Genomic DNA, 15,144 nt, shown 5'->3' on the forward strand with positions numbered 1-15,144 from the left:
AATATAGTAAATTTCTAACTCAGTAAGTTTGGGTAAAATATATAAGAGTCTGCTTCGATTCCTGAAATCCTTGGCTCAGGAAGGCAACAGAGAATAGTACGGGATTTTGTTGATCAATCAAAATATTAGTCCTCATCTCAAGTAAAGGTAAGTTTTCATCAGATCAACCTGAATCATGACTGCTAATTTATCCCTACTAAATAATTGTTTAGAGAATTCCTGTATAGTAGCAACTATCTAAAAAAATAATTAAATTTTCCGAAACTTCAGTACAAAGTTTTCAGATGGGACAATAGCAAGAAATGCCACGAGGATTAACTAAGAGCCAATCACCCTTGGTAATTTTCATTGCTTAACAAAGTCAGAGGTATTTTACAAACATAGTATAAAGAATTGACAACATTGGATAAAGACAGTGAACAATAGCCATAGCTATACTAGGAACTTTGCTAACCTATGCAGCCGATTCGCACATTCAACGTTTCTCCTTCACTACCGCCAAGACTAGAACCAATGCGGAAGTTGGCGTACAACTTACACTGGGATTGGAATGTTGAGACTAAAGATTTATTTCGCCGCTTAGACCCAGATTTATGGGAGTCTAGCCGCCATAACCCAGTATTGATGCTAGGTACAATCAGCCAAGCGCGGCTTTTGGAAGTTGTGGAAGATGAAGGCTTCCTGGCGCAAATGGATCGTGCCGCCCGTCAATTAGAAGATTATGTGCAGGAACGCACTTGGTATCAGAAACAGCGCAGTCAGAAGCCCAAGGAATGTTACGCCTATTTTTCGGCTGAGTTTGGATTGGTAGATTGTCTACCGGTATATTCTGGAGGCTTGGGGGTACTGGCAGGAGATCACCTCAAATCTGCCAGTGACTTGGGCTTACCACTTGTGGGAGTGGGTTTACTGTATCAGCAAGGCTACTTTGCCCAATATCTCAATGTGGATGGCTGGCAGCAAGAACGTTATCCGATTAACGATTTCTACAATATGCCCTTGCACCTAGAACGCAATCCCGACGGTTCAGAACTGCGGATTGCGGTAGATTATCCAGGGCGGAAGGTCTACGCCAGGGTGTGGCGGGTACAGGTGGGAACAGTCCCTCTGTATATGCTAGATACCAACATTGAACCCAATAACCCCTACGACCACGACATCACAGATCAGTTGTATGGTGGCGATATTGATATGCGTATCCACCAGGAAATCATGCTGGGGATTGGTGGTGTGCAGATGTTGAAGGCCTTGGGCTATGAAGTCACCGCTTATCACATGAATGAAGGTCACGCCGCCTTCTCAGCCCTAGAACGCATTCGGATATTAATTCAAGAACAGGGATTAAGTTACGCCGAAGCTAAACAGGTGGTGATGTCCAGTAATATTTTCACTACCCATACACCTGTACCTGCGGGGATTGATTTGTTCCCTCCCGATAAAATTTTGCATTACTTGGGTTACTATGCAGATATTTTTGACTTACCCAAAGAGCAATTTTTAGGGTTGGGAAGAGAAAATACAGGCGATTTATCTGCACCCTTTAGTATGGCAGTGCTGGCTTTAAAGATGGCTACAGCTTCTAATGGAGTCGCCCAACTACACGGTGTAGTTTCCCGTCAGATGTTCCAAGGGTTATGGAAAAAAGTCCCTGTAGACGAAGTACCAATTACCGCCATTACTAACGGTGTTCATGCCCGCAGTTGTGTGGCGAAATCGACCCAAGAGTTATACGATCGCTATCTTGGCCCCAATTGGTCATCCGTAGCACCAGATAGCCCCCTGTGGGAGAGAATGGAAGCAATTCCTGATGAGGAGTTGTGGCGTAATCACGAGCGTTGCCGCTTGGATATGATTCTCTACGTACGGGATCATTTAGTCAAGCATCTGCGCGATCGCGGCGCGTCTACCTCAGAAATTGCCCAAGCCCAAGAAGTTCTCGACCCCAACGTCTTAACCATCGGTTTTGCCCGGCGTTTTGCTACCTACAAACGCGCTACCCTGTGGATGCGTGACATTGAACGGATTAAGCGCATTTTACTAGGTAACAAAGGCCGTAAGGTGCAATTCGTCATTGCTGGGAAGGCACACCCGAAAGATATTCCTGGTAAAGAACTCATCCGCGACATCAATCACTTTATCAGCGAACAACACTTAGAAAAACAAATCGTGTTTGTTCCCAACTATGACATTCACATTTCTCGGTTGATGGTAGCTGGTTGTGATATCTGGTTAAATACTCCCCGTCGTCCCCGTGAAGCTTCTGGTACTAGTGGGATGAAAGCCGCCATGAATGGCTTACCTAATCTGAGTGTGTTAGATGGTTGGTGGGATGAAGCCGACTATGTACGTACAGGTTGGGCAATTGGCCACGGTGAAAACTACGAAGATCCCAACTATCAAGATGAAGTAGAAGCCAACGCCCTCTATGACTTATTGGAAAAAGAGGTAGTACCGTTATTCTATGACAATCGGGATGATGATGGTTTACCCCGTCCTTGGGTAGCCAAAATGAAAGACGCGATTCGCTTGAATTGTCCTTTCTTTAATACCGCGCGGATGGTGCGAGAATACGCTGAACGGGCATATTTCCCAGCTAGCGATCGCTACCACACCTTAAACTCTGATAAATACGCCCCAGCTAAGGAATTAGCAGCTTGGAAAGCAAAACTTGGTGATCATTGGTTTAACATCAGAATCAAAGATATTGATGTATCCGCAAGTGCAGATATAGAAGTTAATCAAACTGTGGGTGTAAAAGCAAAAGTTGACTTGGCAACTTTAAATAATGAAGATGTGCAAGTAGAACTATATCAAGGTGAAATTGATGCCAACGGTGAGATAGTTAACGCTGTACCCGTCGTCATGGATTACCAAGGACAGGATACCAACGGCTTAGGTGTTTACACGGCTGATATCGTTTACACCACCTCTGGTTTACAAGGCTTATCTTTACGGGTATTACCCAAACACCCACACCTGTCTAGCCTTTATGAACCCAGATTGATTGCTTGGGCGGAGTAATTAAGAAAGGGTGCAGGGGTGGAGGGGTGCAGGGGTGCAGGGGGAGTTTTTACCCAGTCCCCAGTCCCTAGTCCCCAGTCCCTTGGGGATAACAATGTAGCCTGTGGTGCGATCGCCTAGTACCATGTTGCGTTGTTCTCCCCAATACCACCAATAAGCAGCTACATACGCACAAATTAAGCTGTCTAGTTTATCTTCTGTGGCTTTGAGTTCTGTCCCGGTGTAGGGAATTTCATCAGTTAACCAACTACCGATAGATAAAGCAGGCTCAAACTGGGGGAGAATTTCCACGATATATTGATGTAATTTGATTAATTCTAAGCGGCGTTCACTGATACGCCCTTTTTTGTATTTAAGAATGCGTTCTAAACCGAATAAATGTACTATGGCGGGATGGGGAAAAACTTCGATTTGATATCTCCCTGGTGTTTGCGGTGTAATTTCCGGTGCATGAATATAACCACGAGATTCTAATTCTAAGCCAAAATTAATTGTGCGTTCTGCAAAGGGGAGATTTTGGTTAGCGGGGTAACAACCGGCATGATATTTGCCAAAGTATTTATGAGTTAGTTTATCAGGGAGACGGCTACCTGTGGCGTTAGGAATTAGGGTAGGTGCGTCTACAGCGATGAGTGCAGATTCGTCTGGTTTTACCCAATGATCTATCCAGGTTAAAATATCGGCGATCGCATCTCGTCGTTCTAAATCAACTAACTCTAATTTTCCCTTGGCTAATTGTAAGCAACATAACCCACTAGGTTGAGATTTCCAACCCAAATCAACACCAATAAATTTCATAGTTCTACAAATAAAAGTTTGCTCATTCTCTCATTTTCTCTAAATCTCTAGACAATACCTAATAATGTGACACATCGTCCGTAGACTGATAGTCTATATCCACTGAAAATCAGCACATGAAAGAACCGAAACAAAAGATTCTCAGTGCTTTAGGCTATCTGGTCAGACAACACAGAATAGAACAGGGAATATCCCAAGAGGAACTAGGACTACGCGCCAACTTAGATCGCACCTATATCTCTGGTGTAGAACGCGGAGTGCGAAATCCTTCCCTCACTGCGCTTGTCAGCCTTGCTAGTGGCTTAGGTATAAGTGTTTCCGTTCTTCTCGAACATCTCGAAAAAGAAGCAAACAGAATCAAGTGAGTCAAGAACAAAGTTTAGTAGACACAATTCGGAGTCAATTCAGACAAAATTCCACTCAATTACAAGTTTTTAACCTATTATCAGATCAACAATGGCACTGTAGAGAATGTGAAGGAAAACCAATCGGCTCGAATCAGTACGCCGGTGGCGGGGGTATTCAGGGATTACAACGAGGGACAAGGAGTCGCCCTGGGCTGGTAATTGAAACCAACAAACAATACTGTCTAACCTGTCAACAAATTCGTTTAGGCGATCGCTGGACAGGAGAAATAAAATCAGCTAATTCAGCATCAACTATACCAGTTTCTCTAGTTGAAAGGATTTTAAAAGTCTATTCGTATACAGATGTAATAGAACAAAGACGACGAGAGAAACATGAATTAATAATTGATCATAGATTTCCGATGGAACGGTGGGGAGCTAGCGAGCCGCCACATTTAACATCTATGAGTGATGATGAAATCAAGGTAAAATTTCAATTGTTGAAAAAAGATGCCTCTGGCAATCACAATCTTTTAAAATCGAGAAGCTGTGAGCGATGTATTAAAACAGGTAAAAGAGGTAAACCTTTTGGTATTCGTTTTTGGTATCAAGGAGATGAAAATTGGCCTTCTATACATCAGCGTGGTGCTGAAGCTGAAGAAGGCTGTATTGGCTGCGGTTGGTATGATTTTGAAGCGTGGCGTAATGCACTCAATCAAAAACTAGCTCAGTTTGATCAACATAATTAATATCAACTTTATGATCACTGTTAAGCACAATCTTATTTAAATAAGGTATAAGTGCGTAACCAATACACTCTGCTAAACGGGGTGGTACAGCATTACCAATTTGCCACATGGCTTTTTTCATAGTCCCTTCAAAAATGAATGAATCAGGAAAGGTTTGTAATCTTGCCATTTCACGAGCTGAAATGACTCGATTTAAATATGGGTGGATATGAGTACCGCCATGATTTTCCTTAACAGTCATACTTGGTTTACCTGGATATTGACGCTTAAAGGCATCAACATATTTTTGATATAAAGAACCGCCAGGGGGTACTTTTGCAATTCGCTCCATATACTCTGGTGAATGTCTAGTCCATTGATGATTAATTTCTGGTATTGGAGTATATTCAGGTAAATCAGAAATAGCTGATTCAATAGGTTTATATTCTTCTGGTAATAACTGAGCTTTGGGATATGGATTTGGCATTCCCAATCTGTTAGCAATAAATATAGCTCTTGGTCTAATCTGGGGGACTCCGTAATCAGCAGATTCTAGAATAGCAACAGAAATATGAGGATAACCAATAGAGTGAAAAGCTTCAATAATTGCTTGCTTAACATTACCATTTTGAATGGTTAGAATCCCTGGTACATTTTCCATAACTACGTACCACGGCTGTATTTCTGATACCACTCGCACGAATTCATAAAATAGACGATTACGTGGATCTTTGGGATCACGTTTACCAGCTACTGAAAATCCCTGACAAGGAGGCCCACCCACAACCAAGTTTATTTCAGGTGAACTGATTTGTTGCAACCAGCTTTTTGCGTTAAATTGCTCTATATCTCCACAAAAATGATGACAATCAGGAAAATTTTGCTGATGTGTAGCAGAGGCAATTGGATTCATCTCCACACTAGCTAATGCTTTGAATCCAGCCTGTACCAATCCTTGTGTAATTCCTCCTGCACCACAGAACAAATCCACAAAGGTATATTGAGATGCTGGTGTTGTTGCAGTCTCAACATCAATGAATATTTTATAAGGGTCAGTATCTTTTTGCTCTAGTTCGCGTTTGATACGTTCATAACGCCCTAACTTTGGAGTTTTTGGCCTTGTAGTAGAGCTAAAGCCTTCTTCATCATTAAAAAAAGAAAGTTGTGTACCTTGCATTTGATACTTAATAATTAATCAGTGCTTAAAGGAGACGTATAGTTTACAATATATCAAAACCTATCTGTCGCCTGAATCAAAGCACTCCGAATCCCCACTTCACTCATTGAATGACCCGCATCAGGCACAACGATAAATTCTGCTTCTGTCCAGGCTTTGTGTAATTCCCAAGCTGATACCATTGGGCAAACTACATCATAACGCCCTTGCACAATCACACCAGGAATATGGCGAATGCGGTCAACATTTAATAATAGTTGATTGTCAGAATTTAAAAAGCCTTTATTGATAAAATAATGGCATTCAATCCGGGCAAAAGCTTCTGCAAATTTATCCTCTCCAAAAGTTTGCATTAATTGGGTATCTGTAAATAATTTACTGGTGCTAGCTTCCCAAATTGACCAAGCCTTTGCGGCTGCTTGTCTAATCTCTAAATTTGGACTTGTTAAACGCTGATAATAAGCAGTCAGTAAATCATCACGTTCATCGACGGGAATGGGTTTGAGATATTCTTCCCACGCATCAGGAAAAATATAGCTAGCACCTTCTTGATAAAACCATCTTAATTCTTGTTGTCGCAGCAAGAATATACCACGTAAAATTAAACCAGAACAACGTTCTGGATGAGTTTGACTATAGGCTAAAGATAAGGTACTACCCCAACTCCCACCAAAAACTACCCACTTTTCTATATTTAAATGTTCCCGCAATTTCTCAATATCATTGACTAAATCCCAAGTTGTATTTTCTCTTAATTCTGCATGGGGTTGACTTTTACCACAACCACGTTGATCAAACATAATTAATCGCCATTTTTCTGGATGAAAATATTGGCGATAATGTGGCGGACACCCACCACCAGGGCCGCCATGCAGTAAAACTATAGGCTTACCTTGGGGATTACCTGATTCTTCAAAATGAATCGTATGTAATTCCGAAACTTGTAATTTACCTTCTTGATAAGGCTCAATTAGGGGATAAAGTTCACGCATTTTGAGATGTAACTGTTGTGATGTTGTGTCATTTTTATCCTATTATCGCTTGGCATAAGCAACTAAGGAAACACCCAAAACCACAAATACAACTCCTGCAATGCGCGTGGGACTGGCTGCAAACTTAGTTAGTCCAAGCGCACCGTAATGATCAAGGAAAAGTGCTGCAATCATCTGTCCTGCAATTGTTAGGGCGAGTGCAAGGGATGCGCCGATTTTAGGTGTAGCAAAAATGGTTGACCAAACATACAAAGTACCCAAACATCCGCCAATCCACATCCACCAAGAAGTTTGTGACAGCACAGCAGCAGCAGGAATGGGATATTGCGCTACTAAACAAATAGCCAGCGATGCTAATGTACCCGCTAGGTAGGAAATGAATGTGACTTGCATGGGTTCACCGACATAGCGTCGCAGCAGAGTATTGAGAGCCACTTGGACTGGTAGAATAGCACCGCCTACGAGTGCTGCTAACAGATAAATCGTGCGTCCATTCATCTTTAATCCTCCCGCACAGAATCTATAAAGACACGGTTAGTAGTTAGATATCAGGTCTATTTCATATAGTGTCAAGTAATATTATTAGACCCTCTGCAAAGTTCTCATATATTTGATTTTTTGGCAATAGATTTAATATGTTTTTTTGAGGCGATCGCGCAATTAGTTCACTTAATCATGTATTGAAGGGAAAGCATATATTATGAGCAATTGTATAATTTTATAAATTTAGCAATTCTATACTAAACCTGTTTATTCATAACTCAAATATGATTACTATATGTGAGAAATAAATCATGAAGAATGAATATTTAAATCATCCCGTGGTGTTTATAGTCCAATACGGTTCAGTTAAGGTGGTGAGAGTTAATTTCTCAATTTTTGCTCTGTCTATTAGACAATGAGCAAGATTTGGGGGATTCTCCCCCAAGCCCCCGATTGGGGGACGGTTGCGTCCCCCAAACCCCCTCCAAAATCATTTTTTCGTTTTTTGTTGAGTGAACATTTGCTGGCTTGGTTGAAATTTATTTTTCTTATCTGAACTGTATTGCTTTATAGTCAATCAAAAGGAACAGCTAGGGATGATTTAAAACTCAGCCATTAAGTTACCTATTTGTGGGAATTAAAACACCATGTTTGGGACTAAATAGGAATGCTAACAAGAATAGACTCGAAACTACTAATACAATAGCCGGGCCAGAAGGCAAATTATAAAAATAGCTCAAATACATACCACTAATGCTAGAGAAAACGCCAATACTTGCGCCCAAAATCATCACTTGATGTAACCGTTTGACCAAAAGATAAGCAGTAGCTCCAGGGGTGATTAAGAGAGACAATACTAAAATTACTCCCACCGCTTTCATACTGGCGACAATTGTTAAAGCAATTAGGAGCATTAAACCAAAATTGAGGCGATTGACTGGTAAACCTGCGGCTTGCGCTCCTAACGGGTCAAATGTATAGAATAGTAGTTCTTTATATAGCAGAACAATTACTACTAAAACAATAATGGAAATAATTGCTGTGTCTCGGACTTCATTAATAGTAACACCGAGAATATTACCGAATAAAAAGTGATTGAGGTCGATTTTATTATCTTTTTGAATTAAAGTAATGAGGGTAACACCGAGTGCGAAAAAGGCGGAGAAAACTATCCCCATTGCTGCATCTTCTTTAATAGGCGATCGCGTTCTAATCCAGGTAATGATAATCGTACTAAAAACCCCAGCAATAAACGCACCAATAAAAATATTACCCCCCACCATAAAAGCGATCGCCAGTCCAGGTAGAACCGAGTGACTAATAGCATCCCCCAAAAGTGCTAATCTTTGCACCATCAGATAACTACCCACCACCGCACACAACAAACCCACTAAAATCGCAATCACCAGCGATCGCTGCATAAAACCATACTGCAACGGCTCAATTAAAGCATCTAACATAGATTTAGCCCCAGTTTTTTCACTAGTTAAAATCTTAACTTGAAAGGGGGCGTGGGGGTGTAGGGGTAGGGAAGACAAGGGAGACAAGGAAGACAAGGCAGAAAAATCATATTTCTAATAACTAATAACTAATAACTAATGACTAATGACTAATGACTAATGACTAATGACTATTGACTAATGACTAATGACTAATGACTAATGACTAATGACTAATGACTAATGACTATTGACTATTGACTATTGACTATTGACTATTTTGCACACTGCAAAACTCTTGCTTGGGGATAGATTTTTTGTAGTTGTAACTGCTTTTGCAATTGTGATTGTCCGTAGGTTTGTAACTGTTTGATTGCTTCTGGTTTGGGTGGAATTGATAATTTATCCTCCCCTAAACTACTAAATAAAATCACGGATTTTACTTGCAATCTACGTTGCTGATATTGTTGATAAATCTCAGTGTAACTCTGTGCTACCTGTTGCCATTCTGCTGTCGGACAATAACTGCGATCAATTAGTAGCGTCACAGATGGAATTGCAAACAGCCAACTAATCAATAAGCCAGTGATGAGAAATGCTAACCAACTAATACCTAAAGTTTTGAGAAGCTGCGTCTTAATATTCATGATTTTATGCTTAATTCCTCATATTTCGTATTGATAAAAAACCTTCCCCTATTCCCTTACACCCTCATACCCCTACACCCTTTTTCCATCTAAAGACTAGTCTGAAATAAGTCTTTGAGTAGGACTTGAACTCTTTCGGGTGTACCTTGATATACATTTCCTTCACGAATAGCAGCGATCGCTTCTAATTCCTGTTGATTCACTTCCCCGTAAGCGATGGGATAAACTCTTACGCCACTGTGTTTGATGACATCCTGAATTTGGTTTAATTCCAGTCCGTGGGTTCTTTCTCCATCGGTGAGTAACAACGCATAAAATCTACCATTGGGATCGACTTTACGCTTGGCCATCAAGTCTGCTAAACCCACGGCGAGTCCGTCGTAGAGTCCTGTACCACCATCGGGTTGTAATTGCTCAATGGCTGCAAATAATCGTTTTTGTTCCAACTCGTTAAAAGGAGCAAGTGCAATTCTTCGTACAGGGCGATGGCTAAAGGTAATTAACCCAATCTGATTACCTTTATTTATTTGTTTGCTAGCAAATCTCAACGCTTCCTGAACGGCTTTGAGTCGGTTATTCTCTTCCATTGAACCGCTTGTGTCTACAATCAGTTCCATGTATACGGTACGTCCGCCATCTTTGCGCTGTTTCCAAAATGCTTGTACTGCTTTCAATACTTCTCCAGATGGTATGGGCGGAAATTTACTATTTTGCAGATATTGAGTGTTTTCATATCCCTGTTCCTTGGCTAATTGTTGCATTGGTGCAGACGTAGCAAAGGTAGCAAATTGCTGGAGTGCTTTTGTTTGAGATGCACTATTCCAATCAAATCCTACTAATGGGGAACTTTCAGGAACACCGAAAGGAACGTAAGCCAGTTTTTCAAATCCTGGTTGTTTCTTTAATTTCACATAGCTTTGATAAGCCATGACAATAGCTTGAAACTTCTCTGGTTCACGAATCCAAATTTGCTTTAAGTCTAAGTATGTGGGTGTTGTCAGGGCTATTTGTTTCTGAAAAATACTAAATACGGAATTGACGTTGGGTGATTCTAGTTCAGCAATAGTCAAGGGCTTCCCATCTTGACTATGTCCTGCGGCGCGCCACAATAGAGAGTGGAGAAAATTTAAAGCCGATGAACTAATATAAGGATTGGAGTAACCGACTTGAATTTTACCGGAGAGAATAGCATCTGTGATCCGATCAAACGTCACTTCTCCACCTTCAGCAATTTCTTTATAGGCTTGTGGTTGAACCGCAAAAACGGCTTGGTTAGGAACTAAAGCAGGAGCAATTTCTTTAAGGGATAATCCTTCGGATTTGAGTAGTTCTAACCACATTGCTGTAGATGGTGTATAGCCTGCGGGTTGGCCTTTTTTGGCGGCTAGAATTTGTGCTGCTAATCCTGAAGGAATATTGCGAATCCCTACTTGAATAACTTCGCCAGAGGGGAGGGTTTGACGTTGTTGATTAAATTTTTCTGCGACATCGACTAACCAACGTTCATCTGTGCGTTCGCCATTGGCTTTTTCTGCGGAACTATAGATTTCGATATAGACGGTGTTGGAATTTTTATCAGGTTTGGCACCGTAAAGAGGGAAGTTGTTGGGATTGGGCGTAGAATCTACTAAAGGCGGAATCACAACACTATAGCTACTACTATCAGAAACAAGTTGTGAATCGACTTGAATTTTTGGTAACAACTGTTCTTGCAAATAGCGATCGGCACTTTCAAAGGAATCGATAGGTGTGAATGTTGTACAAGCACTCAACAAACTCACACATAAACCAATCACAAATCCTATGGGGAAAATGAATTTTTTCATATGCGTTAATTTTCTATAATGCCTCTGGTGTTTTCATTAATCAATGTTTGCAGTCGTGAAGAGATGACAGATGTATGATTCAGCATGGGATTGCCTAAGTTATCCAATGCTATTTGATCATGTAGTTCCTGGAGTTTATCTTGGGTATCCTGAAGTCTAGTTAAACAGCTTTGTAATTGTTGTTTTGTCAATTCTTGATAGTATGGCGTTTGGACTTTAGTGTTAACTTGTAATGCTTGAACTAGCCGATCAATTAATTCAAGAATGCTGTGTAGAGTTTCTAGTAAATCTGGAGTCAATGTTGATTCCTCTTGTGAAATTTCTACAGCAATCTGGTGAATAGTGACAGCTTGTTGTTTAACTGATCGCCACAGCACTTGAGAAGCTTCAGGAATTTTGCTTTCTCGATAGTTAATGTGATTCACAAAAACATCCGCTTGCAGTAAATTTACTGTGTCATCTAAAGCAATAGTATTTTGGCGTTTGAGTTGCCATCGCCAGGAAGCGATCGCTAATGCTACAATCACCGCACCACTAAATATGACAATCCACCGCACTCCTAACCAAAAAACAAAACCTAGATAGCCAATCAATAAACCAACTATTAATAATTGAGTGGCATACGTTAACAAAATATTCTGTCGAGATTGAAGATTCATAAAAAATATTTCACCGATGATGAGTAAATTTAAGTTAGTAGTAAGGACTTTAGTCCTTAACAAAAAACTAATCAATTAAACCTGCTTCTCTAGCTCGAATCTTTGTCATGATTCTGATGTTTTTACCTTGATTTCTTAACTCGGCACAATCAATTCCCAAAGCATTTTGTAGCGTATCCCAGTGATTGCGGACTGTACGTTCAGATACGCGAATATGTGCAGCGATCGCCTTATCTTGCAAACCCTCATTAAAAGCTAGGCTGAGTAGTTTTAATATCTCTGGTTTAATGTTTAATTTTTCATAGATATTGGGATATATATCAATATCTGTAATTTCCTTGATACAGGTAAATCCCCTCAATGCTCCAGATATTCTAAACAACATTTCTTGACTAGTAATATTTTTATCAGCAATGACAAAACCACCTTGATGATTATCAATCGCTGGTTTCATTTGCACTAATCTTTTAACATAAGCACTTTGAACGAGGATATTCAATTTAGGATAGAGTTGCATTAATGTCTGCAAGAGTTCTAAACCTATATGAGTCTGTGCTGTTGGTTTGTTTTTTTCTGGTAAACAAATATCCATAACTAGGAGGTGAGGTTGTAGTGTAGCGATTTGACTCATCGCCTCATTTGGTGTTTGCGCTGTGCTAATTTTGGCATCAGGATATTGATGTTTAATTAACTCAGTTGTTCCAGTCAGACAGATATCAGAACCATCAACTAAAACAATGTGCAGAGGTATATTCTTTGTAGAAGATTGGCTCATATTTTGTTTGTCTACATGAAGAGAACACAACTAATTGAGGAGGAATGTCTAAACTGCAAGTATTGATTTACTAGCTCAACACCATTAAACAACGATATGAGAATATCAGCTAAAGCGCAGTTACTGAGCTAAGATGATTTAGATACAAATCCTTTTACGTTTTGACTATTAAGCACCAACAGTTAATATAGGATTCCTACTTGATTTTTGAACAGATACGTAGGTAGGTAGGGTGTGTTAGCGACAGCGTAACGCACCTAGTACCAAGGCCTTTGGTGCGTTACGGCTTACGCCTAACACACCCTACATATACTTAAATTTTTTCAGAAATCAAATCGGATTCCTATAGTCAACAACTATTATGATTAAAACTGCTGACGGTTAATGGGTGTAGTTTTCAAATTACCATTAATTTGCGGATATAAATAAAGGCTATATCCTCTTACTTTATCACCCTGCACATCAAAAATAAGCTGTTTTTCTACTTGATTATATACAGTATTTACTCCAAATAAGTCTTTGAATCCATACCATTGTTCTCCAGTTGCATACTTAATTTTGTATGTTCCTATGGGTAGTTTTATCGTAGCATTCTTATTTGCATGAATAAAAACTGTCATGGCAGATTTATTTGATTTAGAATCCACTACCTTGATAAAATAATGTTGTGTACCTCTAGTATAAATATTGAGAGGAGCAAGAATTTTTTGAGACTTCGAGTTCCAATATTTTTTCACAGTACCATTAGCTGGTAATCTCTGAACTTTAGGTACTTGAGCGACTTGATAAACAATATGATTTGTATTTAATGCTGTGATATTATGGCGTACATTAAATGTAATTGCACGACCAGGAAGCGCAACACTGCTACTAATTAATGGTACCAAGAAAATTGTTGCCAATAAAATTTTATTCTGTTGTTTGTAAAATTGATTTACTACCAATTTGTGAATCATAAAATAACTTCCTACTCAGTGAGTTAGCAGATTGACTAAGAAGAAGAGTTTCTGCAAAATGCTCTGCACCTTCTGAGGGAATATCGTTAGCTAATGTGAAAAACACCATATTTTTAATATAACTTTACAAATTCTCATTCAGTGAGTATGCTTCACTCTAAAAACTGTGATAATTTATGCGCTAAGATAAGAAAACATTGATATCTGTGTGGTAGGGCATATTATTTTTTATCCTTACACTCCTATTTTTTTGCCCTAATTGGATTCAACCATGACACAGACAACTACAAAACATCTATACTCTTTTGAAGAATATCTTGCTTATGACGATGGGACTGATAGTCGTTATGAACTGGTGAATGGGGAACTAGAACTTATTCATCCACCAACTTTTAGACATCTACTGATTGCCGAATTTATTGAAATATCATTTGATGCAGAAATCAAGCGTTTGAATTTACCTTGGTTATGCTTGAGAGAGGCGGGAGTAAGAACAGGATGGCGTAAGTCAAGATTGCCTGATGTTTATGTCATTCCATCAGAACAAGTGATGGGATTTTTGGATGAGTCTGCTGTGTGCCAATCTGCGCCTTTATTAGTAGTAGAAGTTGTCAGCCCGGACTCAATTAAACGTGATTATCGCCACAAACGTTCTGAATATGCAGCCTTGGAAGTACCTGAATATTGGATTGTTGATCCGATTGAGTCAAAAATTACTATTTTGTTATTATCAGAAGGATTATACGAAGAACAAGAATTTAGCGGCAGTCAGCAACTTGTTTCTGCCATTTTTTCAGAAATTCAGCTAACAGTTGAACAGGTTTTAGCTGGTGGTAAAATTGGTTAGAAAAAAGTCTTTATCGGAGCTAGATATAAATTATTTTTGGGCATTGGGAATAGATTACAGCATTAAGTATTTGTTTTATGATACTAATATCAATTCACAAAAAATTCGATACAGATGCAAATGCTAAAAGGTATGCTGAGTATCACTTTCTTAATTTTGAATTTTGAATTTTGAATTTTGAATTGGTATAAGTTAATATTTTTCAGTTCCGTTTATTTCACTGAAAAGGTGTGAATAACTGGACATTATGACAATCACGGCACTCCCGTGCTAACATTGCTTTTCCTTCTCCCCACATACTATTATCAGCACGAAAATATACCCACTGCGATGGTGCTTCGCCTACGGTACGACCCCACGCAAAATTTTGTGAACCACAGATAGAACAGGGTTTATTTTGTAGATTATGGCTGGAATTTGGTTTTGTATTCATGAGGTTGTTTTACCTA

At 39.6% G+C, this 15,144-nt stretch carries 15 protein-coding genes; 4 read left to right on the plus strand and 11 right to left on the minus strand.

Annotation, left to right across the window (positions count from 1 at the left end; all coding sequences use genetic code 11):
• Positions 1–456 precede the first annotated feature (456 nt).
• On the plus strand, positions 457–3,021 hold the full coding sequence (glgP, locus tag ACQFX9_RS23365) for an alpha-glucan family phosphorylase (RefSeq protein WP_427158870.1): 2,565 nt from the start codon (positions 457–459) through the stop codon (positions 3,019–3,021).
• Here glgP and ACQFX9_RS23370 read toward each other — a convergent pair whose 3' ends face one another.
• Positions 3,022–3,819, minus strand: coding sequence for a DUF429 domain-containing protein (locus ACQFX9_RS23370; protein WP_427158872.1), 798 nt, complete (start codon positions 3,817–3,819; stop codon positions 3,022–3,024).
• 116 nt (positions 3,820–3,935) lie between these two features.
• Between ACQFX9_RS23370 and ACQFX9_RS23375 the strand changes: the two genes are divergently transcribed.
• Complete coding sequence (locus tag ACQFX9_RS23375) at positions 3,936–4,184, plus strand: helix-turn-helix domain-containing protein (RefSeq protein WP_427158873.1); 249 nt, start codon at positions 3,936–3,938, stop codon at positions 4,182–4,184.
• A complete protein-coding gene (locus ACQFX9_RS23380; protein ID WP_427158874.1) occupies positions 4,181–4,915 on the plus strand; it encodes a restriction endonuclease in 735 nt (244 codons plus the stop codon). The genes ACQFX9_RS23375 and ACQFX9_RS23380 overlap by 4 nt, the downstream gene beginning before the upstream one ends.
• Here ACQFX9_RS23380 and ACQFX9_RS23385 read toward each other — a convergent pair.
• The 9 genes from ACQFX9_RS23385 to ACQFX9_RS23425 all read right to left on the minus strand — a co-directional run bounded on the left by ACQFX9_RS23385 (position 4,878) and on the right by ACQFX9_RS23425 (position 13,848).
• A complete protein-coding gene (locus ACQFX9_RS23385; protein WP_427158876.1) occupies positions 4,878–6,071 on the minus strand; it encodes a DNA cytosine methyltransferase in 1,194 nt (397 codons plus the stop codon). The two genes, ACQFX9_RS23380 and ACQFX9_RS23385, sit on opposite strands and share 38 nt — an antisense overlap.
• Positions 6,072–6,124: 53 nt before the next feature.
• The gene (gene pip, locus ACQFX9_RS23390; protein ID WP_427158877.1) at positions 6,125–7,063 is read right to left on the minus strand and encodes a prolyl aminopeptidase; all 939 of its coding nucleotides are present in this window, start codon (positions 7,061–7,063) and stop codon (positions 6,125–6,127) included.
• Positions 7,064–7,105: 42 nt separating this feature from the next.
• Positions 7,106–7,561, minus strand: a complete 456-nt coding sequence (locus ACQFX9_RS23395; RefSeq protein WP_427158878.1) for a DMT family transporter — start codon at positions 7,559–7,561, stop codon at positions 7,106–7,108.
• A 605-nt stretch (positions 7,562–8,166) separates the two neighbouring features.
• Entirely contained in the window at positions 8,167–9,006 is an 840-nt protein-coding gene (locus ACQFX9_RS23400; RefSeq protein ID WP_427158879.1) for a metal ABC transporter permease, read from the minus strand.
• Between the two features lie 254 nt (positions 9,007–9,260).
• Complete coding sequence (locus ACQFX9_RS23405) at positions 9,261–9,632, minus strand: hypothetical protein (RefSeq protein ID WP_427158881.1); 372 nt, start codon at positions 9,630–9,632, stop codon at positions 9,261–9,263.
• Positions 9,633–9,721: 89 nt separating this feature from the next.
• Entirely contained in the window at positions 9,722–11,458 is a 1,737-nt protein-coding gene (locus tag ACQFX9_RS23410; protein WP_427158883.1) for a VWA domain-containing protein, read from the minus strand.
• Positions 11,459–11,463: 5 nt separating this feature from the next.
• A complete protein-coding gene (locus ACQFX9_RS23415) occupies positions 11,464–12,117 on the minus strand; it encodes a hypothetical protein (RefSeq protein WP_427158885.1) in 654 nt (217 codons plus the stop codon).
• Positions 12,118–12,184: 67 nt separating this feature from the next.
• Positions 12,185–12,892, minus strand: coding sequence for a DNA-binding response regulator (locus ACQFX9_RS23420; protein ID WP_427158886.1), 708 nt, complete (start codon positions 12,890–12,892; stop codon positions 12,185–12,187).
• 365 nt (positions 12,893–13,257) lie between these two features.
• On the minus strand, positions 13,258–13,848 hold the full coding sequence (locus ACQFX9_RS23425) for a hypothetical protein (RefSeq protein WP_427158888.1): 591 nt from the start codon (positions 13,846–13,848) through the stop codon (positions 13,258–13,260).
• Between the two features lie 271 nt (positions 13,849–14,119).
• Between ACQFX9_RS23425 and ACQFX9_RS23430 the strand changes: the two genes are divergently transcribed.
• Complete coding sequence (locus ACQFX9_RS23430; RefSeq protein WP_427158890.1) at positions 14,120–14,695, plus strand: Uma2 family endonuclease; 576 nt, start codon at positions 14,120–14,122, stop codon at positions 14,693–14,695.
• A gap of 217 nt (positions 14,696–14,912) precedes the next feature.
• Here the strand turns inward: ACQFX9_RS23430 and ACQFX9_RS23435 are convergent, their stop codons facing one another.
• On the minus strand, positions 14,913–15,128 hold the full coding sequence (locus ACQFX9_RS23435; protein WP_427158891.1) for a hypothetical protein: 216 nt from the start codon (positions 15,126–15,128) through the stop codon (positions 14,913–14,915).
• Positions 15,129–15,144: the final 16 nt, after the last annotated feature.

This window comes from Aliinostoc sp. HNIBRCY26, from assembly GCF_050235535.1.
Lineage (GTDB): Bacteria > Cyanobacteriota > Cyanobacteriia > Cyanobacteriales > Nostocaceae > Trichormus.